Source organism: Rhizobium sp. BR 362, from assembly GCF_036528765.1.
Taxonomy (GTDB): domain Bacteria; phylum Pseudomonadota; class Alphaproteobacteria; order Rhizobiales; family Rhizobiaceae; genus Rhizobium.
In genome coordinates, this window is record NZ_JARWGH010000013.1 from 40,798 (window position 1) to 66,593 (window position 25,796).

Genomic DNA, 25,796 nt, shown 5'->3' on the forward strand with positions numbered 1-25,796 from the left:
AGGATTTGCCCGCCGAATTGCTCTAAGAAGGCGGAAACCGGAGACTTTGCATGTCGATATTGGATAGCCTCAGCCCTCGTGCGCTGACCGCGCCCGAAAGCGGGATTGTGGAAGTCGTGAACTATGCCCGTGGGCGCGATGGCCTGCTGCCGCTCTGGGTCGGCGAGGGCGATTTGCCGACGCCGGATTTCATCAACCGCGCGACCATGGCCTCGCTCAACGCCGGTGAAACCTTCTACACCTGGCAGCGCGGTATCCCGGAGCTGCGCCAAGCGCTCTCCGATTATTATGGACGGCATTTCGGCGTCTCGCTTCCGATGGAGCATTTCTACGTCACCGGCTCGGGCATGCAGGCGATCCAGCTCTCGGTGCAGGCGATCACCTCGCCCGGCGATGAGATGATCTATCTGTCGCCGGCCTGGCCGAACATCGCGGCTGCGCTCGAGATCGCCGGCGCCCGCTCCGTCGCGGTGCCGCTGCAGTTCGACAACGGCAAGTGGACGCTTGATCTTGAGCGTCTGAAGGCGGCGATCACGCCAAAAACCAAGGGTCTCTTCATCAACACTCCCTCCAACCCGACCGGCTGGACGGCGATGCATCAGGACCTCAGGAATATTCTGGCGCTTGCCCGGGAGTACGGTCTCTGGATTATGGCCGACGAGATCTATGCGCTCTACTACTACGCCGGCGGCCGGGCGCCCTCCTTCCTCGACATCAAGGAGGCTGACGATAAGATCCTGTTCGTCAACTCCTTCTCGAAGAACTGGTCGATGACCGGCTGGCGCGTCGGCTGGATCGTGGCGCCTCCCGAGCTTGGCCAGGTGATCGAAAACCTCGTGCAATATTCGACCTCCGGTGTGGCGCAGTTCATGCAGAAAGGCGCCGTTGCCGCACTGAATGAAGGCGACGATTTCGTCCGCTCCAACATCGCCAAGGCCGCTCGTTCGCGCGATATCCTCTGTGACGCGCTGATCGCCACCAACCGTGTCCACACGTTGAAGCCGGATGGCGCTCTCTATTTTTTCCTGAAGATCGACGGCGTTACTGACAGCCGCAAGGCCGCCCTCGATATCGTCGACAAGACGGGCGTCGGTCTGGCACCCGGTACGGCCTTCGGCAAGGGCGGCGAACTTTTCATGCGTGCCTGTTTCCTGCGCGATCCTGTGCAGATTGCCGATGCTGCGGAGCGGCTGAGCCGGTATATCTTGAGTCTTTGAGCGTTACCTTCGCCCCAACGGGGAGAAGGCCGCGCTCTACGCGGGTTGAGGGGGCATTGCACCGTGAGGCGGCGGCGAACAGTCCTTGAAACATGAAATCTTCCGGTAACGCCCCTCAACCGCGCCTTTGGCGCACCTTCTCCCCTTGGGGCGAAGGTATTTTCCGCCGTTCGATAAAATTCGAGCAATCCCCGAAAATCCCGCCTAACCATAGGAACAATCTTCCCTTGGCGGCAGCCTGCTCAACCCCTGCTTTTAATCAAATCCGTAAGAAAGCGGGCTTCATATGCTTCTCATATTACTTTGCAGGGGCGCGAAGAATGACAGTGTTGGTGACAGGCGGTGCTGGGTATATCGGCAGCCATATGGTCTGGAAATTGCTCGATGCCGGCGAGGATGTGGTCGTCCTCGACCGTCTTTCCACCGGCTTTCGCTGGGCAGTCGCGCCGGCGGCACGCTTCTATCTCGGCGATGTCGCCGACGAAGTGTTGCTGCAGAAGATCTTCGCGGAAAATGATATCGACGCCGTCATCCATTTCGCCGGCTCCGCCGTCGTGCCCGTGTCGATCGAAGATCCGCTTGCCTATTACGACAATAACACCGGCAAAACCCGCGTCCTGACGAGCGCGGCGATCAAGGCCGGTATTCGCCATTTCGTCTTCTCCTCCACCGCCGCCGTCTACGGCCCGCAGGCGTCCGACGAACCGGTGCGGGAAAACGCTCCGCTGCGGCCGGAAACCCCCTATGGGCAATCCAAGCTGATGTCGGAATTGATGCTGCGCGATGCCGCCGCCGCTTACGATTTCAGCTATGTGGCACTTCGCTACTTCAACGTCGCCGGTGCCGATCCGAAGGGCAGGGCCGGCCAATCGACCGACGGCGCCACACATCTTGTCAAGGTTGCCTGCGAAGCGGCCCTTGGCCAGCGCCGCCAGGTGGATATCTACGGCACCGACTATCCGACGCACGACGGCACGGGCGTGCGCGACTACATCCATGTCTCCGATCTCGTCGAAGCGCATATGATGGCGCTGCAGCACCTGAGAAGCGGCGGCCGGCCGCTGGTCGCCAATTGCGGCTATGGCATGGGCTATTCGGTGCTCGATGTTCTGAACATGGTCATGCGCGTCTATGGCCGCGCGTTCCGCGTTCACATGGCGCCGCGCCGACCGGGCGATGCCGCGAGTGTCGTCGCCGATGCCACGCTCGCCCATCGCGAACTCGGCTGGGTGCCGAAATATAATTGCATGGAGACGATCGTGCGCTCGTCGCTGGAGTGGGAAATTTACCTCGCCCACAGATCCGGTTTCGATGTGAGCGGCTTGCACAAGGTGTTCGCAGCGCCAAGCATCTGATGATGCGCCGACATCGGCATCGTCATCCATATTCGCCGAGGCGCTGCATGCATTCGGCGTGCGGCTGGCGCAGGGCTATCATTTTTCGAGGCCACTGCGCCTGCATGACGCTATCGCCTTTGCCGAGGCGAGCGAGACCGGCCATGAGGCGCGGCACGCGGCCAAGGCCTAAGCTGAGGCGTGCCCAAGAAAGGCCGGCGCGTTGCTATGCACGGCATCGACCAGAAAATCGATGACGGTGCGCACCCGCGGCGATTGTCTGAGGTCGCGATGGCAGGTGATCCAATAATGGCGTTTCAGGTCGACTTCATCGGGCAGCACCATCTGCAGATCCGGATGCCGGCTCGCGATGAAGAAGGGCAGGACGCAGAGCCCAAGCCCGTTCTTGGTCGCCGTCAACTGCGCAAAGATGCTTGAACTTTGGAACTGCGGCCTGATGCGCGGATGGATATCGCCGAGATAATCGAGGCCGGGCGCAAAGATCATGTCTTCGATGTAGCCTATAAAGGCATGCTCAGGCAGATCATCGCGGCTCTCTACCGGCGGGTGGGTGGCGAGATAATCCCGCGAGCCATAGACTTGCAGATGATAGTCGGTCAGCTTCTCGGTGAAATAGGGGCCGGCCTTCGGTGGGTCGAGCACGACGACGATATCAGCCTCCTTGCGCGATAGCGACATGATCTGCTGGATGGTCACCAACTCCAGCGAGATGTTCGGATACCGCGCGGTGAAATCCGAAAGCATGGTGGTGAAGAAGAAATTGGAAAAACCTTCCGGCGCGCTGATCCGCACCACGCCGCGCTGGGCGGCCGAGCCGGCCGTCAGGTCAGACCGCAGCCGCTCGGTTTCCTGCTCCATCCGCTCGGCGGTGTCCACGAAGCGCTGGCCCATGCCGGTCAGCATATAGCCGCGCGGATTGCGCTCGAAGAGCTTGACCTGCAGGGCAAATTCCAGCCGGTCGATGCGGCGCGAGACGGTGGCATGGCTGGTGCGCAATTGCCGGGCGGCGGTCGACAGCTGACCGGTCCGGGCCACCGCCAGGAAAAACTGCAGATCGTCCCAGGTGAAATGCGGCGCGGTTTTCATGCGTCCCTTTCTGTTCAAAAATGAACAGACACTGTTTGGAATTAATTGTAAACTTCACTTGCGTCAACGCAGGATTTCAATGATCTTGACGGACAGGAAAGTCGTTTTGAGGATAACGGCTGGCCAATTTTGAACAGATTCATTTTTGCCAAAATCTCTGGGAGGAGAGGATATGCGAAAGAGTCTCATTGCATCCCTGGCACTTCTGCTTGCAACCGGCACCTCGGCGTTCGCCGCTGGCGCGTCCGACGGTGTGGTGAAGATCGGCATCCTGAATGATCAGTCGGGCGTCTATGCCGACTTCGGCGGAAAGTCCTCGGTGGAGGCCGCGAAGATGGCCGTCGAGGATTTCGGCGGCAAGGTGCTGGGCGTGCCGATCGAGATCGTCGATGCCGACCATCAGAACAAGCCCGATATCGCCTCCAACATCGCTCGCCAATGGTATGACACCGACAAGGTCGATGCCATCATGGAGCTGACCACCTCGTCGGTGGCGCTGGCGGTACAGGCAATCGCCAAGGAAAAGAAGAAGATCGATATCGTCACCGGCGCGGCGACGACCGATCTTACCGGTAAGCAGTGCTCGCCCTACGGTTTCCATTGGGCCTATGACACGCATGCGCTGGCCGTCGGTACCGGCGGTGCGCTGGTCAAACAGGGCGGCGATACCTGGTTCTTCCTGACCGCCGACTACGCCTTCGGTTATTCGCTGGAGCAGCAGACCAGCGATTTCGTCAAGGCGAACGGCGGCAAGATCCTGGGATCCGTGCGTCATCCGCTGTCGACCAACGACTTCTCGTCCTTCCTGCTGCAGGCGCAATCGTCCGGCGCCAAGGTCATCGGCCTTGCCAATGCCGGTCTCGATACCTCGAACGCCATCAAGCAGGCGTCGGAATTCGGCATCACCCAGGGCGGCCAGCATCTGGCGGCGCTGCTTTTCACGCTCGCCGAAGTTCACGGTCTCGGCCTGCAGGCGGCCCAAGGCCTGACGCTGACCGAAGGCTATTACTGGAACCGCGACGACGAGAGCCGCAAGTTCGGCAAACGCTTCTTCGATCGCACCGGCAAGATGCCGAACATGATCCACACCGGCACCTATTCCGCCGTGCTGCAATATCTGAAGGCCGTACAGAAGGCCGGGACCGACGATACCGAAGCGGTCGCCAAGGAACTGCACGAAATGCCGGTCGACGACGTCTTCGGCCGTGGCGGCACGGTCGGTCCCAACGGCCGCATGATCCACGACATGTATTTGCTCCAGGTCAAAAAGCCGGAGGAGAGCAAGCAGCCGTGGGATTACTATAACGTGCTGGCAACGATCCCCGGCAAGGAAGCCTATATCGATCCGGCCAAGAGCGGCTGCGATCTCGTCAAGCAGTAAATTTGCGATCAGCCGATGGCGATCTCTGCGACAGAGAAACAGGAAGAGCCACGGGTGGTTTTATCCGCCCGCGGCCTCCGACGCGATTTTGGCGGCTTCACGGCCGTCAAGAATGTTGATCTCGATGTGCGCCATGCCTGCGTCCACGCGCTGATCGGCCCGAACGGCGCCGGCAAGACGACCGTGTTCAATCTCTTGACCAAGTTCCTGCAGCCGACGCATGGCACGATCACCTTGCTCGGCACCGATATTACCAGGACGAAGCCGGACAAGGTGGCGCGCATGGGACTGGTGCGCTCCTTCCAGATTTCAGCCGTCTTCCCCCATCTCTCCGTGCTGGATAACGTCCGTGTCGCCCTGCAGCGGCCGAACAATCTGGCGCATCAATTCTGGCGGCCGATCTCGGCGCTGGCGAGCCTCGACGATCGTGCCGAGCAATTGCTGGCGGCGGTCGGTCTGACGAAGGAGCGCGATGCCATCGCCGCCGATCTTTCCTATGGCCGCAAGCGGGTGCTGGAGATCGCGACGACCTTGGCGCTTGACCCCAAGGTATTGCTGCTCGACGAACCGATGGCCGGCATGGGGCTGGAGGATGTCAACACCGTCTCCGCCATCATCCGCGACGTGGCGCGCGACCGGGCGGTATTGATGGTGGAACACAATCTCTCCGTCGTCGCCGATATCTGCCACCAGGTCACGGTGCTCCAGCGCGGCGAAATCCTCGCCGAAGGCGATTATGCCACGGTCAGCCGCGACCCGCGCGTCCGCGAGGCCTATATGGGCACGGAGGAGGCTTGAGGATGGCGGCATTGCTCGAAGTCCAGGGTCTCAACGCCTGGTATGGCGAAAGCCACATATTGCATGGCGTCGATATGAACGTCGGCGAGGGCGAAACCATCACCATTCTCGGCCGCAACGGCGTCGGCAAGACGACCACGCTGCGCACCATTATCGGCATCGTCCGGGCGCGCAAGGGCAAGATCGCCTTTGCCGGCGCCGACATGATGCAGGTGCCGCTGCACAAGACGGCGCACAAAGGCATCGGTTTCGTGCCGGAGGAGCGGGGGATATTCTCAACGCTCAACGTTCATGAAAACCTGATGCTGCCGCCGGTGGTGGCGCAAGGCGGGATGACGATCGACGAGATTTTCGAGCTGTTTCCCAATCTGTACGAGCGCCGCAACAGCCCCGGCACGAAACTCTCCGGCGGCGAGCAGCAAATGCTCGCCATGGCGCGCATTCTGCGCACCGGCGTGCGAATGCTGCTGCTCGACGAACCGACCGAGGGACTGGCCCCCGTCATCGTCCAGCGCATCGGCGAGGTGTTGAAGAAACTGAAGGAGCGCGGCATGACCATTCTGCTGGTCGAGCAGAATTTCCGCTTCGCCAGCCGCATTGCCGATCGCTTCTATCTAATGGATCATGGCCAGATGGTCTCGGAATTTCCGGTCGGCGAATTGCCGGAGCGGATGGGCATGCTGCACAAGGTTCTGGGGGTCTGATGCCATGACCATGATATTCGGCATCCCGCTGCAGGCGCTTCTCGGACAATTGCTGATCGGGCTGATCAACGGTTCCTTCTATGCGCTGCTAAGCCTCGGACTGGCGATCATCTTCGGCATGCTACGGGTGATCAATTTCGCCCACGGTGCGCTCTATATGCTCGGCGCCTTCACCGCCTATCTGCTGCTCGCCTATGCCGGCATCGGTTACTGGCCGTCGCTGGTGCTGGCGCCGTTGATCGTCGGCCTGTTCGGCGCCATCGTCGAGCGCCTGTGCCTGCGCCGGCTCTACAAGGTCGATCCGCTCTATGGTCTGCTCTTTACCTTCGGCATGGCGCTGACCATCGAAGGGACCTTCCGCTATCTTTATGGCTCCTCAGGTCAGCCCTATGCCGTCCCGGCGGAGCTGGCGGGCGCAAGGAATATCGGCTTCATGTTCCTGCCCGTTTATCGCGGCTGGGTGGTCATCGCTTCACTGGTCGTCTGCATCGGCACATGGCTGCTGATCGAAAAGACCAAGCTCGGCGCCTATCTGCGTGCGGCAACGGAAAATTCGGTGCTGGTACAGGTTTTCGGCGTCAACGTGCCGGTACTTTTGACGCTGACCTATGCCTTCGGCGTCGCGCTCGCCGCCCTTGCCGGCGTGCTGGCCGCGCCGATCTACCAGGTCTCGCCGCTGATGGGGTCGAACATGATCATCATCGTCTTTGCGGTGGTCGTCGTCGGCGGCATGGGCTCGATCATGGGCGCCATCATTACCGGCTATATGCTTGGTGTGGCGGAAGGCTTGACGAAGGTCTTCTATCCGGAAGCATCCAACATCGTCATCTTCGTGATCATGGCGATCGTGCTGCTCCTCAGGCCCGCGGGCCTCTTTGGCCGGGATGCGTGACATGGCTGATATGACCGATACGCTGAAATCTGAAAGCCGCCGCCCATCGTCGGTGCAGAAGGGCTTCCTGATCGTCGGCCTGGTCCTGCTGATCTGGGCTCCATTTTTCATTTACCCCATCTTCGTCATGAAGGTGCTCTGCTTCGCGCTGTTCGCCTGCGCCTTCAACCTGCTGCTCGGCTATACCGGCCTTCTGTCCTTCGGCCACGCCACCTTCTTCGGCGGTGCGGCCTATTTCACGGCCTACACGGTGAAGGCCTGGGGCGTGCCGCCGGAACTCGGCATCCTCATCGGCGTTGCGGGCGCCGCGCTGCTCGGTCTGATCATGGGTTTCGTCGCCATTCGCCGGCAGGGCATCTATTTCGCCATGATCACGCTGGCGCTGTCCTACATGTTCTATTTCTTCTGCCTGCAGGCGAAGTTCACCCAAGGCGAAGACGGCATTCAGTCGGTGCCGCGCGGCTATCTCTTCGGCGTCATCGACCTGAATAATTCGTTCAACATGTATTATTTCGTGCTGGCGGTGTTCATCATCGGCGTGCTGATCATCTGGCGCTTCATCAATTCGCCCTTCGGCATGATCCTGAAATCGATCCGGGAAAACGAGCAGCGGGCGATTTCGCTCGGCTACTCCGTGGCGCATTATAAGCTCGGCGCCTTCGTCATGTCGGCCGCGCTTGCCGGGCTTGCGGGTGCGGTCAAGGCGCTGGTCTTCCAATTCGCGACGCTGACGGATGTCGCCTGGCAGATGTCGGGCGAGGTGATCCTGATGACCTTGCTCGGCGGCATCGGCACGTTGATCGGCCCGCTTTTCGGTGCCGGCTTCGTGGCCACCCTGGAAAACTACCTCGCGACGTCGGAATTCCCGGTCACCGTCATCACCGGCATCGTCTTCATGGTCTGCGTCCTGCTCTTCCGACGCGGTATTATCGGCGAGTTTTATGCTTCGCGACTGGGGCGGAAGCTAGGATTTGAGTATCGGCGGTGAAGATTGGGCCTATGCGTTTTTGCTATGCACCCCCTCACCCCAGCCCTCTCCCCGAGGGGAGAGGGGGAACTGTTCCTGAAAATCACCGGATTGGAGGGCGACGCAAATGCCGAAATGGTCCCCTCTCCCCTCGGGGAGAGGGTTAGGGTGAGGGGGCATGCAGATGGATCGCTTCGACTACATCATCATCGGCGCCGGCAGTGCCGGTTGCGTGCTTGCCAACCGGCTGTCGGCGGATCGCAGCAACAGGGTGCTATTGCTGGAGGCGGGGGGCAGCGACAATTACCACTGGATCCACATCCCGGTCGGCTATCTCTATTGCATCAACAATCCCCGCACGGACTGGTGCTTCACCACCGCGCCGGAACCCGGGCTGAACGGCCGCTCGCTGAACTATCCGCGCGGTAAGGTGCTCGGCGGCAGCTCCTCGATCAACGGCATGATCTATATGCGCGGCCAAGCACGCGATTATGATCTCTGGCGGCAACTCGGCTGCACCGGCTGGAGCTGGGACGATGTGCTGCCCTATTTCGTGAAGTCCGAAGACCATTACAGGGGCAAGGACGAGATGCATGGCGCCGGTGGCGAGTGGCGGGTCGAGAAGGCCCGCGTGCGCTGGGCTGTGCTCGATGCCTTCCAGGCGGCCGCACGCGAAGCCGGCATTCCCGAAACGGCGGATTTCAATCGCGGCAACAATGAAGGCTCCGGCTATTTCGATGTCAACCAGCGCTCCGGTGTCCGCTGGAATACCGCGAAGGCCTTTCTGCGGCCGGCTCTGAAACAGGGCAATCTCACCATCCTCACCAAAGCGCAGGTCCGCCGCCTGCTCGTCGAGAACGATGCCGTTACCGGTGTCGAATTCCAGCATGACGGCGTGGTGAAGCGTGCCTATGCCGAGAAAGAAACGGTTCTGTCAGCCGGCGCGATCGGTTCGCCGCAGATATTGGAACTGTCTGGTATCGGCCGCGGCGAGATATTGAGCCAGGCCGGCATCGAGGTGGTGCGGGAGGTCAAGGCGATCGGCGAGAACCTGCAGGATCACTTGCAACTGCGCATGGCCTACAAGGTTACGGGCGTGCCGACCTTGAATGAGAAGGCGACCAAATTGCTTGGCAAGGCGGCCATCGGGCTGGAATATCTCGTGCGCCGCTCCGGGCCGATGGCGATGGCGCCGAGCCAGCTCGGCATCTTCACCCGCTCCGGCCCCGACAAGGAAACGCCGGACCTGCAATATCATGTGCAGCCGGTTTCGCTCGATAAGTTCGGCGATCCCGTCCATCCGTTTCCGGCGATTACCGCCAGCGTCTGCAATCTGAGGCCGGAGAGCCGCGGCTCCGTGCACATCGAGAGTCCCGAGTTCACAGCCCAGCCGAAGATCAGCCCAAACTATCTCTCGACATTGCGCGACCGCGAAATCGCCGTGCGCTCCATCCGCCTGACGCGGCGGATCGTGGCGCAGCCGTCTTTCGCCAAGTTCCTGCCGGAGGAGTTCAAGCCCGGCCCGTCCTATCAGACGGACGCCGACCTCGAGCGCGCGGCAGGCGATATTGGCACGACGATCTTTCATCCGGTCGGCACCTGCCGCATGGGCGGCGATCCGCAAAGCGTGGTCGATCCGCGTCTGCGGTTTCGCGCGTTGGCAAGACTTCGCATCGCCGACGCCTCGGTCATGCCGTCGATTACATCAGGCAACACCAACTCGCCGACTATCATGATTGCCGAAAAAGCCGCCGAGATGATCCTTGCCGACAACCGCTGAGCGCCTATTGATTGCGGAAGGCGCGCACAGGGAGTTTCGAATGCAGAGCATAGACGAGGTCATCATCGGACGTCAGGGATCGGTCGGCCTCGTCCGCCTCAACCGGCCGCAGGCGCTGAACAGCCTGACATTGCCGATGATCCGGGCGATTACTTCTGCTCTTGCTGAATTCGCCGCCGATCCCTCCATCGCCAGCGTCATCGTCAAGGGTGAGGGTGAGCGCGCCTTCTGTGCCGGCGGCGATATCCGCCTGCTGCATGAAAGCGGCAAACGAGGTTCTGCGGAAGCCGAGAGCTTCTGGCGCGAGGAGTTTCGCCTCAACCATGCCATCGCCCGCTATCCCAAACCCTATGTGGCGCTGATGGATGGTATCACCATGGGCGGCGGCGTCGGGCTCTCCTCCCATGGCAGCCATCGCGTCGTCACCGAGCGCACCCGGCTCGCCATGCCGGAAACCGGCATCGGCTATTTTCCCGATGTCGGCGCCACCTGGCTTTTGCCGCGGGCGCCCGGCGAAGCCGGCACATGGATGGGGCTGACAGGCCTTGCTATCAACGCCGCCGATGCGATTCACGCGCGGCTGGCAGATCACTGCGTCGCGTCCTCCGATCTGCCAGCGCTGATCAAGGCGATCGGCGCGCTGCCCAACGCCACGGCTGCCGACGATTTGCACAGGGTGATTTCAGGCATGGCAGTCCCCGCGGTCGAAAGTCGGCTCGCCGCCAACCGCGATATGATCGATCGGGCGCTGGCATATGATACCGTTGAGGATATTCAGGAGGCGCTGGCACGAGAGGCAGGCGATTTCGCCGCCGAAACGTCGCGAATGATCGCTACGCGCTCTCCCACCAGCCTGAAATTGACCCTGAAACTGCTGCGGGCCGGCCGCAACAGCGCAAGCCTCGCCGAATGCCTGAACCGCGAACTCGGTGCTTGCTTGGGAATATTGTATAATCCCGACTTTTACGAAGGCGTGCGCGCCGCTGTCATCGACAAGGACCGCAATCCGAAATGGTCGCCGGCAAGCCTCGCCGAGGTCGACGATGCCGCCATCGAGCGTTTCTTTGTGCCGGCGCAGCCGCTGCTTTTCGCGATGGAAAAATAACGGGAGGAGAGCATCATGACACGGATCGCATTCATCGGCCTCGGCAATATGGGCGGTCCCATGGCCGCCAATCTGGTCAAGGCTGGCCATGACGTCATCGGCTTCGATCTCTCCCATGATATGCTGAAAGCCGCGGAGGCAACGGGCGTCAAGGCCGCACACGTGCTGACCGAGGCGTTGGCCGATGCCGAAGCCGTTATCACCATGTTGCCGAAGGGGCAGCATGTGCTGACGGTCTGGACCGATATCCTGCGCTCAGTGCCGAAGGGTACTTTGCTGATCGACAGCTCGACCATCGATGTCGAAAGCGCCCGCAAGGCCCATGCCATGGCTGGTGATGCCGGCTGCCTGTCGCTCGACGCGCCTGTCTCCGGCGGCACCGGGGGTGCTGCGGCCGGAACGCTCACCTTCATGGCCGGCGGGTCGCCGGAAAGCTTTGCAGGCGCCAAACCGCTGCTGGAAGTCATGGGCAAGAAAATCGTCCATTGCGGCGACGCCGGTGCCGGTCAGGCGGCGAAGATCTGCAACAACATGATCCTCGGCATTTCCATGATCGGTGTCTGCGAAGCTTTCGTCCTCGGCGAAAAGCTCGGCCTGTCGCACCAAGCCCTGTTCGACGTCGCTTCGACGTCGTCTGGCCAATGCTGGTCGATCAATACCTATTGCCCGGTGCCCGGGCCTGTGCCGACCTCGCCCGCCAACAACGACTACAAGCCGGGCTTCATGGTGGCACTGATGCTGAAGGACCTGCGGCTTGCGCAGGAGGCGGCACTGTCGGGCGGCGCATCGACGCCGCTGGGCGCGGAAGCGGCGCAACTTTATTCGCTCTTCGAGAAACAGGGTAACGGCGGGCGAGACTTTTCGGCGATCATCGAGATGTTCCGGGACATGAGCTGAGTATTTGCTGGATCGTTGGCCGGGTGCAAGGCTGTCTCTCACTCCGACCTCACCCCTGAGGCAGGGGAATCGCATATGAGATGAGGTTGTTGCCGCGCAACCCCTTCTCCCCCGGGGAGAAGGTGCCGACAGGCGGATGAGGGGGCGAGGAGTGGAACGACGAGCACCCTGAGCGCAAGCGAAAGGTCACTCTTCCCGTGGAGAAAGACCCCCTCATCCGACCCTTCGGGCCACCTTCTCCCCGAGGGGAGAAGGAGCTTACGGCGCTGGCATGCCCCATATGCAATTGCCCTGCACGCAAGGGGGGAGAGGGCTACCGTGAGGGGCTTCACCGGAACAGCGACCTCTATAAATAAACCTCATCTCACCGCCACATGCCGCGCATCCGCGCCCCGACATCGACGCGCACTTGCCGTGCCTGAACCGCTGCAGCGCTCTCCGACCGAGCCTGTGGCCAGCCACAGACTTCGAAGAATTGTAGCAATGTCACCGGAATGAAGCGGGTACGTGAAGCAAAGACATGCCGATCGCCTTGGGCATGCTGGCCATGGGTGAAGAAGCGCTGCGGGATGACGAGATCGAGGCCGTCCTTGGCACGGGTCATGGCGACATAAAGCAGCCGCCGTTCCTCCTCGATCTCAGAGGATGATCCGACGGCGAGATCGGCTGGAATGCAGCCATCCACGGCATTGAGGACGAAGACTTTCGTCCATTCCTGGCCCTTGGCGGAATGGATGGTCGAGAGGATCAGATAGTCCTCGTCGAGCAGCGGTACGCCGGCCTGGTCGCTGGTGGCATCGGGTGGATCGAGCGTCAACTCGGTGAGGAAGCGCTCGCGCGAGCCGTAGCCGCCGGCGATTTGTTCGAGCTGGATCAGGTCCGCCTGACGCGTTGCCGCATCCTCATGCGCCCGCTCTAGATGCGGCTCATACCATTGCCGCACGAGACCGATTTCCGCCGGCCACCCGGCCTTGCCGCTCTTCAGCTCCTGCATCGTCGCAACGAATGCCGTCCAGTCTTCCCCCGAGCGCGGCGGTGCCGGAAAATCGGTAAGGGCGGCCATCGGACTGGCCTGTTCCCAGATATGATCGAGCACGCGCTGGGCGGTCGAAGGGCCGACGCCCGGAAGGAGTTGCATCAGCCGGAAGCCGGCAACGCGGTCGCGCGGGTTCTGGGCAAAGCGAAGGGCGGCGAGCATATCCTTGACATGGGCACTGTCGAGAAACTTCAGCCCGCCGAATTTGACGAAGGGAATGTTGCGGCGGGTAAGCTCCACCTCCAGCGGTCCGCTATGATGCGAGGTGCGGAAAAGTACGGCCTGCTGCTTGAGCTTCGCGCCGCTCTCCCGATTTTCCAGCACCTGGTCGGCAACGTAGCGCGCCTGATCGCTTTCGTCGCGCACCGTCACCAGCCGCGGGCGCTGTGCGCTTTGCCGCTCCGTGCGCAAGTTCTTGGTGAAACGCTCGGAAGCAAGATCGATCACCGCGTTGGCGGCGGCCAGGATCGGCTGCGTCGAGCGGTAATTGCGGTCGAGTGTGACGATGTTGGCGGCGGGGGTAAAGGAGGTTGGGAAATCGAGGATATTGCGCACCGTAGCCGCGCGGAAGGAATAGATCGACTGCGCATCGTCGCCGACGACGGTCAATCCCTGGCCGTCCGGCTTCAGCGCCAGCAGGATCGACGATTGCAGCCGGTTGGTATCCTGATATTCGTCGACAAGCACATGGTCGAAGCGGCCACCGATATCTTCGGCGATCAGCGGCTCGTGCAGCATATGCGCCCAATAGAGCAGCAGATCGTCGTAATCGAGCACATTCTGCGCCTGTTTGGCCTCGACATAGGCCGCGAAGAGCTCGCGCAACTGCTTGTCCCAGGTAGCGCACCAGGGGAAGAAATCGCGCAGCATCTCTTCGAGCGGCGCTTCCGAATTGACGGCGCGGGAATAAATCGAGAGGCAGGTCGCCTTGGTCGGAAAGCGGTTTTCCAGTTTTGAGAAGCCGAGCTCGTGGCGCACGAGGTTCATCAAGTCGGCGCTGTCTTCGCGGTCATGGATCGTGAAGGCCGGGTCGAGGCCGATCTGTTCGGCGTAATCGCGCAGGAGCCGTGCGCCAATGCCATGGAACGTCCCGGTCCAGGCCAGCGCATCGGCCATAATGCCGGCATTGGCGCCAAGCACATCGCGGCAGATGCGTTCGACGCGGCGGCCCATTTCGGCGGCCGCCCGGCGGGAAAACGTCATCAGCAGGATGCGGCGGGGGTCGGCGCCTTTGACGATGAGGTGCGCGACACGGTGGGCCAGCGTATTGGTCTTACCGGAGCCCGCGCCAGCGATCACCAGCAGCGGCCCGGCAATATGGCTGCCGTCGACCGTCGTGCCGTGCTCGACGGCCTGCCGCTGCTCCGGGTTCAGCTTTTCCAGATAGGCGGCGGTCATGGGCTCTCCTGAAGGCTTCGGACGACAGGCGCGCGAACACGAAATCTCCGACGAATCATGTTCGCAATAATATCCGAATGTTCGATGAATGTTCGCAATTGGCTGAAACTGTCAAGTTCGGCCGAATCTGCACAAAGATGTGACCCTGCCGTCATGAATTTGGTTCAGATTTAGCGGCGCTGCCTCGTAAAATGCCGTTGGGGTACTTATTTACCATTATGACTCATGATTTTGGGGTATCGGCGCGCTGAGGGTTCCCGACCATGAACGAGACGATCGCCACCGGATTGCGCCAGCCTGAAGGGCCGGTTGCCCTGACGGACGGACGTGTAGCGCTTGTGGAGACCGACGAGAGCCGCCGTTGCTTGACGATGATTGCGGCCGGTGTGCGCCGCGAAATCTGCCGGCCCGGCGGCCGGCCGACCGGGCTGGCGATCGACGGCGATCATTGTTTCTGGGTGGCGGGGGGTCCCGAAAACTCCCTTGTTAAGGTCTCTCCGGAAGGCCGCACCCTGCAGGTAATCGAAGGCGGCAAGGACGGCCCGTTTCTTTACCCGAATGATCTTGCCTTCGGCCCGGACGGTCTGCTCTACATGACCGATTCCGGCGTTCGTATCTCCGATCTGCTCGACGGCCCCGACATCAATCCCGATTTCTTCCAGGCACCGTATAACGGCCGTATCTACCAGATCGATCCGGCGGAAGGCCGGGTGCAGCGCGTGCTGGCGACTGGCTTGCTCTACGCCAACGGCATTGCGTTCGGGCCGGACGGATTGCTCTACTATAGCGAGACGCTGACCGGAAAAATCTTTCGCCAGATCGTCGGCGGCCGGCAGGAACTGTTTGCGCAGGTCATGCCGGCGCCTGCCGTGAAGGTGTTGCGTGGGCCGGCCGGCATGGCTTTCGATCGCAATGGCACGCTTTATTGCGCGGTCTACGGACAAGGGGAGATCTGCCTGGTCGATCCCAGCGGAAAGATCACGGGCCGTATCCGCACCAATGGCGCGCGGCCAGGCAACATCGCGTTCACGCTCGATGGCAAATATGCGCTCATCACCGAGCAGGAAAACGGTGTTTTGGAGAGAATAGCGGCACCGCGTCCAGGACTGCCGCTGCATATGCCCTCCATCTGATCGGAGGCAGAATGGGCATGCCCGAAAGTCGGGCATGCCCTCGTTCGTGTCCGTCTGCCGCTTATTCGGCGGCGGGGATTTGCTTGTTGTCCTTGTCGGACTTGTCGTCGCCAGGCTTCTCATCATTGGCAACCGCCTTGGCATGGCGGCGGCGCCAATCGCCGAGGAAGAGCAGGATCGGAGCGGCGATAAAGACCGACGAGGCGCCTGCGACAAGTATGCCGAACACCATCGGGATCGCGAAGCTCGAGACGGCGCTGCCGCCCCAGATCGCCATCGGCACCAGCGCCAGGAAGGCGGTGGCGTTGGTATAAAGGCTTCGCGCCAAGGTCTCGTTGATCGACTTGTCGATGATGTCGCGCAGCGGCATCGATTTGTAGAGCCGCATGTTTTCACGCATACGGTCATAGACCACGACCTTGTCGTTGACCGAATAACCGACCAGCGTCAGGATCGCGGCGATGGCCGTCAGGTTGAAATCGAGGCCGGTGATCGCGAAGAAGCCGATCGCCTTGGTGACGTCGAGTATCAGAGTGACGATGGCGCCGACCGCGAACGGCCATTCGAACCGATACCAGATGTAGAACAGCATCGCCAGGCTGGCGATCACGACCGACAGGATGCCGGCCCAGGCAAGCTCGCCCGAAACCTTCGGACCGATGACATCCGTGCCTTCGATGGTCGCGGTTGGGTCGATCTTGATGATTTCTGCCTTGAGCTTGGTGACCGCGGCCGTCTGCGCCTCTTCACCGCCGTCCTGGCGCTGGGCGCGGACAAGGAGGCTGTGGTTGTCGCCGAAGGACTGCAGTGCGATTTCGCCGAGGCCGAGCGTGTTCAGGCCCTCGCGGAACGTCGCCAAATCGGCCGTGTCCTTGGTCTTGACCGACATCTGGATGCCGCCGCGGAAATCGACGCCGTAGTTGAGGCCCGGATGGATGAAAAGGACCACCGAGGCGATCGACAGGATCGCCGAGACGGTAACGCCAAAGAAGCGGGCCTTCATGAACTGGATGTGCTTGTCATAGGGGCTGAGGGGGATCAGCGGCCTTATGTTGAGCACCTTCAGCTTGCGGCGACGGGTGATGGCGATCATCACGACGCGCACGAAGGCGACGGAGGTGAACATCGAGATAATGAGGCCGAGACCCATGGTCACGGCAAAGCCGCGAACCGGGCCGGAGCCGAAGTAGAACAGGATGGCGGCAGCGATCAGGGCCGTCATGTTGCCGTCGATAATCGTCGAATACGCCTTCTTGAAGCCGTTATCGATGGCGGCGAAGGCGCCGCGGCCCTTGCGGGTTTCTTCACGGATGCGCTCGTTGATGAGAACGTTGGCATCAACCGCAAGACCGATACCAAGGACAACGCCGGCGATGCCGGGGAGCGTCAGCGTGGCGCCGACAAGCGTCAGGGCGGAGAATGTCAGGATCGTGTGGATGAGCAGTGCAACATTCGCGAGAATCCCCCAGGCGCCGTAGAGCACGAAGATGAAGGCGGCAACCAAGACGAAGCCGATCAGGCCGCTATAGATACCCTTCTGGATCGCGTCGCTGCCGAGGTCGGCGCCGACCGTGCGCTCTTCGATGACGGTGAGCTTGGCTGGCAGAGCGCCGGCGCGCAGCAGGGCTGCGAGCGTGGTTGCGCTGTCAGCCGTGAAGTTGCCGGAGATCTGGCCCGAACCGCCGGTGATCGGCTCGCGAATATTGGGCGCGCTCAGCACCTTGTTGTCGAGCACGATGGCGAAAGGCTTGCCGACATTCTCGCGGGTAATTTCCGCAAAGCGGTTGGCGCCGGCGCTGTCGAAGCGGAAGGTGACGAGCGGCTCGTGCGTATTCGGATCGAAGCTGACGCGGGCGTCGGTGAGGCGGTCGCCGGCAAGCTCGATACGATCGAGAACCGGAAAGCTGTTGCCTTGGTCATCCTTCAGGATGGAAACGCCGGGCCCGGGGTTTTTCGGATCGACATTCTCGGCGAGCAGATGGAAGGACATCTTCGCGGTCGAGCCGAGCAGTTCGCGCAGGCGCGAGGGATCCTGTGCGCCGGGAAGCTGGACGAGGACGCGATTGGGACCGACGCGCTGAATGGTCGGTTCGGCGACGCCCACCTGGTCGACGCGCTTGCGGATGACTTCAAGGCTCTGCTGGACGGCGGAATCGACGTTGCTGGCGATGCCGGCCGGCGAGAAGGACATGGCAATCGCATTGCCATTCGGCGTGATCGTCAGGTCGGACTGGCCGGCGGAAAGGCCGGACGCGATCGTATTGGCAAGCGTCCGCAACTGCGTCACCGCATCGTTGCTCTGTGACGGATCGGTCAGCGTGACGACGATCTGGTCACCATTGCGGACGATCGAACGGGTCTGGATGTTCTTGTCGCGCAGGACACGGCGCGAGTCTTGCAGCAGCGATTGCAGCCGGCCATTGGTCAGGTCCTTCTCGTCGACTTCGAGGACGAGATAGGAGCCGCCGCGAAGGTCGAGGCCGAGGGAAACCTGGCTGTGCGGCAGCCAGGACGGCATTTTGCTTAAGACCGACTGCGGCAGCGCGTTCGGCAGGGCGATGAAAAGGCCAAGCACGATGATCACAGTATAGAGGACCACCAGCCATGGTGAGGTGCGCATGAGTATTATCCTTGGAAATACACTTATACCAGCGGAGCCTGCCGCTGGCGGACGTTAGGTCATGTCGAAGATGCGCCGTCAGGCGCGCGAACCGGTCAGGCGAAAGCAGCCGGCGGGGCGCGGGCGAGATAGGCGCGGAAAGCAAGCGATTCGTGCCGCGCGAGTTCGCCGCGCTCGCGCGGCAGTCCCGGATTGCTCAGAAGTCTGAGCGACGGAAGGGTCGTAAGTGTTGCCGGTCCGATATCATGCCAGGTAGCTTTCGGCGTGACCGTACGGTCGGCGACGACAGTGCCACGCACCGGATCGCGCAGGGCGAGATAAAGCGGTTGGGTGTCCTTGCCGGAGGAGAAGGCTTCCGCATCGGCCCGCGCGGCAAGATTGATGCCGCCGCCGAGCGCCAGTCCGAGATAAGCGAAGAAGGCGACGAACAGCGAGGCGATCACGCGCGCTCCGGCACGTCGCGTCATCCTGCTATCGCTCTCTTCGCTGTCGGCAGCGCCGAATTCGAATGGGTTCAACGGTTAAAAGGGCCTTCATTCCTTTGCCGGAGCGGATTCCGACGGTTCGATGATGATATCAGGACGCTGCGCGTCTTCATAGTGCGGCCTGTCATGATGCACTTGCGCCAGCCGGTCAACCATCCCCAGTGCAATTTCCCGCTCTCCCATGATCACCGTATCGGCGCCATATTGCTTGAGCACGTCGACCTCGGCATCGAAATGGGCGCGGGCGACGATCAGGATCGATGGATTGACGGCGCGCGCCTGCTCGGCGGCGCTGCACGCTTCGAAGGTATTCGGAATGGCAATGACCAGGCTGCGGGCGGCGGAAATATTGGCATAGGCCAAAACCTCGGCGGAGGCGGCATTGCCGTAGATCGCCTCGATTCCCTCTCTCATGAGATCGCCGATTCGTTTGTCGGAATCTTCGATGACCACGAAGGGTGTATCGGAGGATTTGAGCTTTTCCCCGACGATGCTGCCGACGCGGCCATAGCCGATCAGCACCGCATGGTCCGTCAGCGTAACCGCGTGCAGTTCCTCACCGACATCGTGGGCCGTTGGGCGATTGGTAGGGGCAGGTAAGGCTTCGCCCTCCGTCGGCTCTGCCTGCGCGGCCGGCTCCGTGCCTTCCGTCATCTCGCCCTGCGGCCTGGTTTCCTGCGTCTTCCGCAGCCAGTCGCAGGCAACGAAGACAAGCGGGTTGAGAATGATCGAAATGATCGCGCCGCCAAGGATCAGGTCGCGGCCTTCGCCCGGCAGCAGACCGAGATCGGAGCCGAGAGCTGCGAGGATGAAGGAGAATTCGCCGATCTGCGCCAAGCTGGCGGAGATCGTCAGCGCCGTGCTCATCGGCTTTCGGAAGGCGAGCACGATGAAGAAGGCGGCGACGGACTTGCCGATGACGATGATGAACACCGTCGCCAGCAGCGGCAGCGGATTGTCGACGAGGATATTGGGATCGAACAGCATGCCAACCGAGACGAAGAACAGCACGGCGAAAGCATCGCGCAGCGGCAGGCTTTCCTGCGCCGCCCGGTGGCTGAGCTCGCTTTCCGAGAGGATCATGCCGGCGAAGAAGGCGCCGAGCGCTAACGAGACTCCGAAGAGTTTCGCAGCCCCGAACGCGACGCCGAGCGCAATGGCGAGGACACCGAGGCGGAAGAGTTCCCGTGAGCCGGTATGGGCGATGCGGTGCAGGATCCAGGGAATGATCCGCCGCCCGAAGACCAGCATTAGCCCGACGAAGGCCACGACCTTCAGCAGCGTCATGCCGATGATGCCGGTGAGCCCGAGATCGAGGCCAAGCAACCGGCTGAGGCCGGCCGATAGCGGCTCGGCGGCGCCGTGACCGTCGCCGGAGATGCTGGCGGCAGCCGGAATGAGCACGAGGGCCAGCACCATGGCCAGATCCTCGACGATCAGCCAGCCGACCGCGATCTTGCCGCGCTCGCTCTCGATCAGCCGCCGCTCCTGCAAGGCTTTCAGGAGAACGACCGTCGAAGCGACGGAGAGCGCGAGGCCGAAGACGAGGCTCCCGCCCAGCGGCCACCCCATCAGCGCGCCGAGCCCCCAGCCGAGCAGGGTGGCGAAGCCGATCTGGACGATCGCGCCGGGAACGGCGATGCCGCGTACCGACAGCAGGTCCTTCAACGAAAAATGCAGGCCGACCCCGAACATCAACAGGATGACGCCGATTTCGGCGAGTTCCGGCGCAAGGCTCTGGTCGGCAACGAAGCCCGGCGTATGCGGGCCTGCGAGCACGCCCGCGATGAGATAGCCGACGAGTGGCGGCAGCTTGAAGCGATTGGCGACGGCGCCGAAGATGAATGCCAGCACAAGGCCCATGACGATGGTCGAAATCAAAGGCGTGTCGTGCGGCATCGCTGTCTCCTTCGATACTGGAAATCCTGTCTGGTTTATGACATATTTGGCTTAAGTTGACCAATATGAGTAGTTTTTGATTGTGAATCAAGGCCGCAACCTAACGATTCTGACGCCCGCGCTCTGCCGCGCGGCGCGCGGGCTGCTCGACTGGACACAGTTGGATATAGCCGAGAGAGCCGGCGTGTCACGGAGCACGATCCGCGACTACGAGGGTGGGCGCCACGACATTCACCGGGCGACCGAAGCGCAACTGCGCATCGCCTTCGAAGAGGGTGGGGTCGTCTTTGCGGAAATGCCGGGACTTGGTTGGGGCGTCTGCCTGCGGCCGGCTTCCGACCGCGGTTAGAGCGCTTTAGCGTTTCACGGAATCGCTTTCCCGCTCTATCCCTTTGTTTTTACGCATTCCGGACGGAAAACCGCTTCGCACTTTTCCTGGAATTGCTCTAAGCTTTCGGCGCCAGGCAGCTTGGCGAAAGATGGTAGGCGTAGAGCGTCCTGCCTTTCATGTTGCCGAAATCCGGCGACCAGCTCTTGATGAGTTCCGACCGGCCCGCGGTGCAATCGAACGGTTCGTCGTCGATATAGAGCACATCATCGGTCACGGCGGATGGCAGCGAAAAATTCTGCTCGTAATAGCTCTTCGGGAAACCGCCGGCGTTGCGGGCGTAGATATGATAGGGTTTGCCCTTCAGCGTATAGAAGAGATCGGCGAGGATATCGCGGTTATCGGCGACGATGGTCGAAGTATTCGCCTGGGCGGCGATATCGGCGATCTCCAGGCTAATGGCGCTACGGCCGACGTACCGCTTCATGACGAGATCGCCGTTCGGCAGCTTGATGTCATAGGCAAATACGGTCAGGACCGGCAACAAGAAGGCAACCACCGAGCCGATGATCAGCGAGACGGCGAGCCCTTTCCTGGTCAGGCGATAGAGCAGCCAGACAGCGAGGATGGTGCCGGCTGAATAGGCGGTGACCGCCCAATTGGCATAGGCCTTGGCAAACAGCGCCTGCAGCGTGATCAACGCGATGACCGGGATGGACAGCCAGACGAGCAGCTTTTCCCTGTCGTCGCTTTCCCCGCGGATCGTCCGCCAGGCGGCCCAAAGCATGCCATAGAAAATGACGGGGCCGACCACGCCGAATTGCGCGCCGAGGAATCCAAGCGCGCCGAGCAGATGCTTCATCAATCCGCCGCCGTTTCCTTCGCCGTTCCAATGGGCAATGCTTTCTGTATGACGCACCGTCGCGGCATCATGGGCGAAATTCCACCAGAGATTGGGAGCAACGACGATCGCGCCGGCAATGGCGGCGATGAAAACGTCCCGCCAGGCAATGCGCGCCGAACGCAGCGTCAGCATGGCGATGCCGACGCCCGGCAGTAGGAAAAGCACCGAATATTTCGTCAGAAAGGCGATCCCAAGGCTAACGCCAAGGATCAGTGCCTCGATGACCGAGGAGCGCTTGGTAAGGCCGAGAAAAGCCCAGATGGCAATGGTGACGAACAGGATCTGGATCGTGTCCGTCGACATCAGCACGGCCGAAAGCGAGGCCGCCGGCAGGGTGACGAAGATGACGCCGACCCAGGGCTCGATCTCCCGCCCATCATCGCCCTCGATCAGCCGCCGCGTCGTCCGCATCAGCATCAAGGCGGTGGCGAGATGAAAGAGAGGCGCGGAAACGCGGATCCAGAAGGTCGAGTCCGATCCCGATATCGCATTGAAGAAGCGAATGACCCAGGCGACGACCGGTGGCTTGGAATAATAGCCGAAGTCGAGGTTCTGGCCCCAGAACCAATATTGCGCCTCATCGACGAAGAGGTCCGTCTTGTTGAAGACCAGCATTACTACACGCCAAAGCGTGACGCCGAAGATGATTGCAAGAGCAAGCCGCAGTGAAAGTGCCTTGTGGCTCGTTTCGGAATAGGTGGTGTCGGACATCAACAGGTCAATCTCGGTGCCGGGTCGTCAGGCTTCATACGGAACTATCGAGCCCAACGCTAGCTCTGCCCGAGATAACGGCAAAAAGCGCCGCCCGATGCCGCGCATAATACGTCTTTATAAAAGGTTTGTGTCGCCTATGGGCGCCTGAGGCGGGATTCTCAAAGTACGCGCGGAGCGATTGTGCTACGGGCCTCTTCGATGAGACTTAGGAACACGAAGGCAGCAAGCGTCATGCCGGCCGTCAGCGAAGCAGTCAAACCAAGAACAATCATTGCTCTCTCCGTATCGACATCGAAGGTGTCTCTACTTATCGACTTAGAATAGGAAGCTTGCCTGTGACTTGCGGCTACCGCGGTTTTTACTCAAAACGGCGACCGACAGAAATCGAACCTGCGACTGTTTAAATCAAAACGGGATAGCTACCTGCACTTATTAACCTTCAAGCAAGGAATTAACCATAAACATTGGACTAGCACGTCGGAATGGGAAAACTGTCACTCGTTCTCACCAGGCATGAAGCCGCCCCGTCGTACCGGGTCAGATCCGGTATCCATGTCATCAAACGGTCCGAACAGGCTTTGATGAACGAGCGAGCTTCAGCGTCCCGGTCAATGAACCGGCGGCGGCGTGCACCTGTCCTCGTCTCTTCATCGCGTCTGAACCGGATCACCAATGGTTTCGCCGGCGTTGCTTACGCCCGGCAGTTCGGTAGGGACGATTTTGGCGCAGGATTCGCCGTCAGATCAGGCAGGACGGGCGCAGGCGGGCAGCCTTCGCGACCGCTTGCGTTTTGCTGGTCTCGATGCTGAGCAATGCGAAATCGTGCGCCGCAACCGGCCGATGCTGGACGCGCATCTGAAAGCCGGCCTGCGCGACCTCTTCCACCGTCTTCAGACTTTTCCGGACGCCGCCCGCAATTTTAACAGCGAAAGCCAGCTTGAGCGGTTGCAGGATCTGCAATCCTCGCATTGGGGCGTGCTGACAGACGCCCGTTTCGACAGCCTTTATGCCGAGCGCGTCAAGGTTCTCTCCGATACCGAAAGCAAGATGGGGCTCGACCCGCGCTGGCACGTCGCCGGCCACGGTGTGGTGCTGGAGCATGTTCTCGCCGGCATCGTCGAGGAGATGGGCGGCCGCGCCATCCTGCCCGGTACCAAGCGCCGTGCCCGTGAACTCAGCGATCTGATCACGGCGGCCGTCCGCCTCGTCATGGTCGATGTCGAAATCGCCGTTTCGCTGCGCTTCAACGAATTGCGGCTGAGCCATCAGCGGGCGCTTGCCGAACAGCGAAGCTCCGATCATGCCGAAGCCGTAGGTCTTTTTGCCGATGTCATTCGCAGCCTCGCTGAACGCGATCTGACCGCCCGCCTGCCTTCCGATGGTCCAGAAGCCTATGCCGAACTGGCGCAGATGCTGAATGCGGCTCTGGACGACATCCAGCAGCAATTTGCGGTGCTGTCCGGCAGGATACAGGCGGCCGATGCGGCGACGGATGCGCTCGCACGCGATTCCCGTTCCCTCGCTCAGAATTCCATGGAGCAATCCCAGGGGCTTGCGGCATCGGCAAAGCAGCTCGCCGAACTGGCCGATCAGGTTCGCAGCAATGCGGCGAGCACCCGGTCTGCCGAGCGCGCCGCCGCCTCCACCCGTGTTGCGGCTGAAGACAGCGGCCGGGTCGTTGGCCAGGCGATTTCCGCGATGGCCGATATCGAAACCTCGGCGGAAAAGATCGGGCAGATCATCGGCGTCATCGACGAGATCGCTTTTCAGACCAATCTGCTGGCTCTCAATGCCGGCATCGAAGCGGCACGCGCCGGCGAGAGCGGCCGCGGCTTTGCCGTCGTCGCCCAGGAAGTCCGCGCGCTCGCCCAACGCTCCGCCGATGCAGCCCGCGAGATCAAGGTGCTGGTGACAGGCACCAAGGCACAGGTCGATGCCGGCGTGCAGATGGTCGGCCGCACGCAGGAGGCGATCGGCGGCATTGTCCGTCAGGTGACCGATATCAACGATGCAATTTCCGGCATCGCGGCCGCCACCGATGAACAGGCCGCTACCCTGCGTACCGTGACGACGGAGGTCGGCGGCTTCGGCGAAAGCGCCGCTGCCAGCGAAAGCCTTGCCCGTCGCTCGAACGAAGGCGCCGATCATCTTCATACCGTTATCCTCGAACTTGGCCAGACGATCCGCGAATTCCGCCTCGAGCGCGAGCGCCGCCAGGCGGTTGCGCCGCGTCCGGTGACTGCCGCCCAACGCTTGCCGGTCGCTCGCCGCCATGAAGCGGCTGATGACGAGGGAAGTGCCGGCGAATTCGATTTTCCGCTTCGCAGGGCCGCGTTGGGAGGCGAACGGAATGCTTACTGACATCTCTGTTTTATGCGCATGCGGGCTGTGGAACCCGATTTCAGGCAACAAGGAATAAAGCGATGCCGAGCAGGAAGGGCGAAAAGACAATCAGTCTGGCTGCGGTGCTGGACCTCAACGAAGCCTCGACGCTTCGCGGCAAGTTGGTGGGGCTGCGCGGCAGCAATCTCGTGATCGACGCCTCCGGCGTCGAAAGGATCGGGGCCTTGTGCGTCCAGGTCATCATGGCTGCCGCCAAGACTTGGGATGAAGACAAGCTGTCCTTCACCTTTTCGAAGGTGTCGGATGCATTTCAAAAAACGATGCAGTTGATCGGCGTCGACATCGATCATCTGCTTGCCAAGGAGATCCGGCAATGAAGAAAAAAGTACTGACCGTGGATGATTCACGGACCATTCGAAACATGCTTCTCGTCACCCTCAACAACGCCGGCTTCGAGACTATCCAGGCCGAAGACGGTGTCGAGGGTCTCGAGGTTTTGGAAGAAGCCAATCCCGATGTGATCGTCACGGACATCAACATGCCGCGCCTTGACGGCTTCGGCTTCATCGAGGGCGTGCGCCGCAACGACAGGTACCGGGCGATCCCGATCCTGGTCCTGACGACCGAAAGCGACGCCGAAAAGAAGAACCGTGCCCGCCAAGCCGGGGCGACGGGTTGGATCGTCAAGCCCTTCGATCCCGCCAAGCTGATCGATGCCATCGAGCGTGTAACCGCTTAAACAGGATCTGTTCCT

General features: G+C 61.4%; 21 protein-coding genes. 15 read left to right on the forward strand and 6 right to left on the reverse strand.

Annotated features, from left to right (window positions below; all coding sequences use genetic code 11):
* The first annotated feature begins 50 nt into the window (after positions 1–50).
* Together QDY28_RS17630 and galE are read left to right on the forward strand one after the other, a co-directional pair.
* A complete protein-coding gene (locus tag QDY28_RS17630; RefSeq protein WP_331382958.1) occupies positions 51–1,217 on the forward strand; it encodes a pyridoxal phosphate-dependent aminotransferase in 1,167 nt (388 codons plus the stop codon).
* A 320-nt stretch (positions 1,218–1,537) separates the two neighbouring features.
* Entirely contained in the window at positions 1,538–2,572 is a 1,035-nt protein-coding gene (gene galE, locus QDY28_RS17635) for a UDP-glucose 4-epimerase GalE (RefSeq protein ID WP_331382959.1), read from the forward strand.
* Positions 2,573–2,740: 168 nt separating this feature from the next.
* Here the strand turns inward: galE and QDY28_RS17640 are convergent, their stop codons facing one another.
* Positions 2,741–3,658, reverse strand: coding sequence for a LysR family transcriptional regulator (locus tag QDY28_RS17640; RefSeq protein ID WP_331382960.1), 918 nt, complete (start codon positions 3,656–3,658; stop codon positions 2,741–2,743).
* Between the two features lie 172 nt (positions 3,659–3,830).
* Between QDY28_RS17640 and QDY28_RS17645 the strand changes: the two genes are divergently transcribed.
* The 8 genes from QDY28_RS17645 (at position 3,831) to mmsB (ending at position 12,182) form a co-directional block, all read left to right on the forward strand.
* Positions 3,831–5,039, forward strand: a complete 1,209-nt coding sequence (locus tag QDY28_RS17645) for an ABC transporter substrate-binding protein (protein ID WP_028751160.1) — start codon at positions 3,831–3,833, stop codon at positions 5,037–5,039.
* A 15-nt stretch (positions 5,040–5,054) separates the two neighbouring features.
* The gene (locus QDY28_RS17650) at positions 5,055–5,837 is read left to right on the forward strand and encodes an ABC transporter ATP-binding protein (protein WP_331382961.1); all 783 of its coding nucleotides are present in this window, start codon (positions 5,055–5,057) and stop codon (positions 5,835–5,837) included.
* A gap of 2 nt (positions 5,838–5,839) precedes the next feature.
* Entirely contained in the window at positions 5,840–6,541 is a 702-nt protein-coding gene (locus QDY28_RS17655) for an ABC transporter ATP-binding protein (RefSeq protein WP_331382962.1), read from the forward strand.
* A gap of 4 nt (positions 6,542–6,545) precedes the next feature.
* A complete protein-coding gene (locus tag QDY28_RS17660) occupies positions 6,546–7,433 on the forward strand; it encodes a branched-chain amino acid ABC transporter permease (protein ID WP_331382963.1) in 888 nt (295 codons plus the stop codon).
* Between the two features lies 1 nt (position 7,434).
* Positions 7,435–8,421 (forward strand): branched-chain amino acid ABC transporter permease, encoded by a 987-nt coding sequence (locus QDY28_RS17665; RefSeq protein WP_331382964.1) that lies wholly within the window; start codon positions 7,435–7,437, stop codon positions 8,419–8,421.
* Positions 8,422–8,584: 163 nt separating this feature from the next.
* On the forward strand, positions 8,585–10,180 hold the full coding sequence (locus tag QDY28_RS17670; RefSeq protein WP_331383028.1) for a GMC family oxidoreductase: 1,596 nt from the start codon (positions 8,585–8,587) through the stop codon (positions 10,178–10,180).
* A 40-nt stretch (positions 10,181–10,220) separates the two neighbouring features.
* Positions 10,221–11,285: an enoyl-CoA hydratase/isomerase family protein gene (locus tag QDY28_RS17675; RefSeq protein ID WP_331382965.1), complete on the forward strand. Its 1,065-nt coding sequence runs from the start codon at positions 10,221–10,223 to the stop codon at positions 11,283–11,285.
* A 15-nt stretch (positions 11,286–11,300) separates the two neighbouring features.
* Positions 11,301–12,182, forward strand: coding sequence for a 3-hydroxyisobutyrate dehydrogenase (mmsB, locus tag QDY28_RS17680; RefSeq protein WP_331382966.1), 882 nt, complete (start codon positions 11,301–11,303; stop codon positions 12,180–12,182).
* Positions 12,183–12,546: 364 nt separating this feature from the next.
* Here the strand turns inward: mmsB and QDY28_RS17685 are convergent, their stop codons facing one another.
* Positions 12,547–14,616, reverse strand: a complete 2,070-nt coding sequence (locus tag QDY28_RS17685; RefSeq protein ID WP_331382967.1) for an ATP-dependent helicase — start codon at positions 14,614–14,616, stop codon at positions 12,547–12,549.
* 263 nt (positions 14,617–14,879) lie between these two features.
* On the opposite strand from QDY28_RS17685, the gene QDY28_RS17690 reads away from it, so the two are divergent.
* A complete protein-coding gene (locus QDY28_RS17690) occupies positions 14,880–15,749 on the forward strand; it encodes an SMP-30/gluconolactonase/LRE family protein (protein ID WP_331382968.1) in 870 nt (289 codons plus the stop codon).
* Positions 15,750–15,810: 61 nt separating this feature from the next.
* On the opposite strand, the gene secD is transcribed toward QDY28_RS17690, so the two are convergent.
* From secD to QDY28_RS17705, 3 genes are all read right to left on the reverse strand, one after another.
* Positions 15,811–18,369 carry a protein translocase subunit SecD gene (secD, locus tag QDY28_RS17695; RefSeq protein WP_331382969.1) on the reverse strand — a complete coding sequence of 853 codons (2,559 nt, stop codon included), beginning with the start codon at positions 18,367–18,369 and terminating at the stop codon, positions 15,811–15,813.
* Between the two features lie 95 nt (positions 18,370–18,464).
* A complete protein-coding gene (locus tag QDY28_RS17700; protein ID WP_331382970.1) occupies positions 18,465–18,836 on the reverse strand; it encodes a hypothetical protein in 372 nt (123 codons plus the stop codon).
* A 66-nt stretch (positions 18,837–18,902) separates the two neighbouring features.
* Positions 18,903–20,753 carry a cation:proton antiporter domain-containing protein gene (locus QDY28_RS17705; protein WP_331382971.1) on the reverse strand — a complete coding sequence of 617 codons (1,851 nt, stop codon included), beginning with the start codon at positions 20,751–20,753 and terminating at the stop codon, positions 18,903–18,905.
* 76 nt (positions 20,754–20,829) lie between these two features.
* Here QDY28_RS17705 and QDY28_RS17710 point away from each other — a divergent pair, with 76 nt between their 5' ends.
* The gene (locus QDY28_RS17710; protein WP_442967549.1) at positions 20,830–21,102 is read left to right on the forward strand and encodes a helix-turn-helix domain-containing protein; all 273 of its coding nucleotides are present in this window, start codon (positions 20,830–20,832) and stop codon (positions 21,100–21,102) included.
* A 97-nt stretch (positions 21,103–21,199) separates the two neighbouring features.
* Here the strand turns inward: QDY28_RS17710 and QDY28_RS17715 are convergent, their stop codons facing one another.
* Positions 21,200–22,696, reverse strand: coding sequence for an ArnT family glycosyltransferase (locus tag QDY28_RS17715; RefSeq protein WP_331382972.1), 1,497 nt, complete (start codon positions 22,694–22,696; stop codon positions 21,200–21,202).
* A gap of 723 nt (positions 22,697–23,419) precedes the next feature.
* Here QDY28_RS17715 and QDY28_RS17720 point away from each other — a divergent pair.
* From QDY28_RS17720 to cheY1, 3 genes are all read left to right on the forward strand, one after another.
* Positions 23,420–25,060, forward strand: a complete 1,641-nt coding sequence (locus QDY28_RS17720; RefSeq protein ID WP_331383030.1) for a globin-coupled sensor protein — start codon at positions 23,420–23,422, stop codon at positions 25,058–25,060.
* A 62-nt stretch (positions 25,061–25,122) separates the two neighbouring features.
* Positions 25,123–25,419: an STAS domain-containing protein gene (locus QDY28_RS17725; RefSeq protein ID WP_331382973.1), complete on the forward strand. Its 297-nt coding sequence runs from the start codon at positions 25,123–25,125 to the stop codon at positions 25,417–25,419.
* Positions 25,416–25,781 (forward strand): chemotaxis response regulator CheY1, encoded by a 366-nt coding sequence (gene cheY1 / locus QDY28_RS17730; RefSeq protein WP_104821976.1) that lies wholly within the window; start codon positions 25,416–25,418, stop codon positions 25,779–25,781. The genes QDY28_RS17725 and cheY1 overlap by 4 nt, the downstream gene beginning before the upstream one ends.
* The last annotated feature ends 15 nt before the right edge of the window (positions 25,782–25,796 follow it).

Bases quoted from the DNA above. Each gene is read 5' to 3' on its own strand.
- QDY28_RS17630 (WP_331382958.1), top strand. From the start codon at position 51: ATGTCGATATTGGATAGCCTCAGCCCTCGTGCGCTGACCGCGCCCGAA.
- galE (WP_331382959.1), top strand. From the start codon at position 1,538: ATGACAGTGTTGGTGACAGGCGGTGCTGGGTATATCGGCAGCCATATG.
- QDY28_RS17640 (WP_331382960.1), bottom strand. From the start codon at position 3,658: ATGAAAACCGCGCCGCATTTCACCTGGGACGATCTGCAGTTTTTCCTG.
- QDY28_RS17645 (WP_028751160.1), top strand. From the start codon at position 3,831: ATGCGAAAGAGTCTCATTGCATCCCTGGCACTTCTGCTTGCAACCGGC.
- QDY28_RS17650 (WP_331382961.1), top strand. From the start codon at position 5,055: ATGGCGATCTCTGCGACAGAGAAACAGGAAGAGCCACGGGTGGTTTTA.
- QDY28_RS17655 (WP_331382962.1), top strand. From the start codon at position 5,840: ATGGCGGCATTGCTCGAAGTCCAGGGTCTCAACGCCTGGTATGGCGAA.
- QDY28_RS17660 (WP_331382963.1), top strand. From the start codon at position 6,546: ATGACCATGATATTCGGCATCCCGCTGCAGGCGCTTCTCGGACAATTG.
- QDY28_RS17665 (WP_331382964.1), top strand. From the start codon at position 7,435: ATGGCTGATATGACCGATACGCTGAAATCTGAAAGCCGCCGCCCATCG.
- QDY28_RS17670 (WP_331383028.1), top strand. From the start codon at position 8,585: ATGGATCGCTTCGACTACATCATCATCGGCGCCGGCAGTGCCGGTTGC.
- QDY28_RS17675 (WP_331382965.1), top strand. From the start codon at position 10,221: ATGCAGAGCATAGACGAGGTCATCATCGGACGTCAGGGATCGGTCGGC.
- mmsB (WP_331382966.1), top strand. From the start codon at position 11,301: ATGACACGGATCGCATTCATCGGCCTCGGCAATATGGGCGGTCCCATG.
- QDY28_RS17685 (WP_331382967.1), bottom strand. From the start codon at position 14,616: ATGACCGCCGCCTATCTGGAAAAGCTGAACCCGGAGCAGCGGCAGGCC.
- QDY28_RS17690 (WP_331382968.1), top strand. From the start codon at position 14,880: ATGAACGAGACGATCGCCACCGGATTGCGCCAGCCTGAAGGGCCGGTT.
- secD (WP_331382969.1), bottom strand. From the start codon at position 18,369: ATGCGCACCTCACCATGGCTGGTGGTCCTCTATACTGTGATCATCGTG.
- QDY28_RS17700 (WP_331382970.1), bottom strand. From the start codon at position 18,836: ATGACGCGACGTGCCGGAGCGCGCGTGATCGCCTCGCTGTTCGTCGCC.
- QDY28_RS17705 (WP_331382971.1), bottom strand. From the start codon at position 20,753: ATGCCGCACGACACGCCTTTGATTTCGACCATCGTCATGGGCCTTGTG.
- QDY28_RS17715 (WP_331382972.1), bottom strand. From the start codon at position 22,696: ATGTCCGACACCACCTATTCCGAAACGAGCCACAAGGCACTTTCACTG.
- QDY28_RS17725 (WP_331382973.1), top strand. From the start codon at position 25,123: ATGCCGAGCAGGAAGGGCGAAAAGACAATCAGTCTGGCTGCGGTGCTG.
- cheY1 (WP_104821976.1), top strand. From the start codon at position 25,416: ATGAAGAAAAAAGTACTGACCGTGGATGATTCACGGACCATTCGAAAC.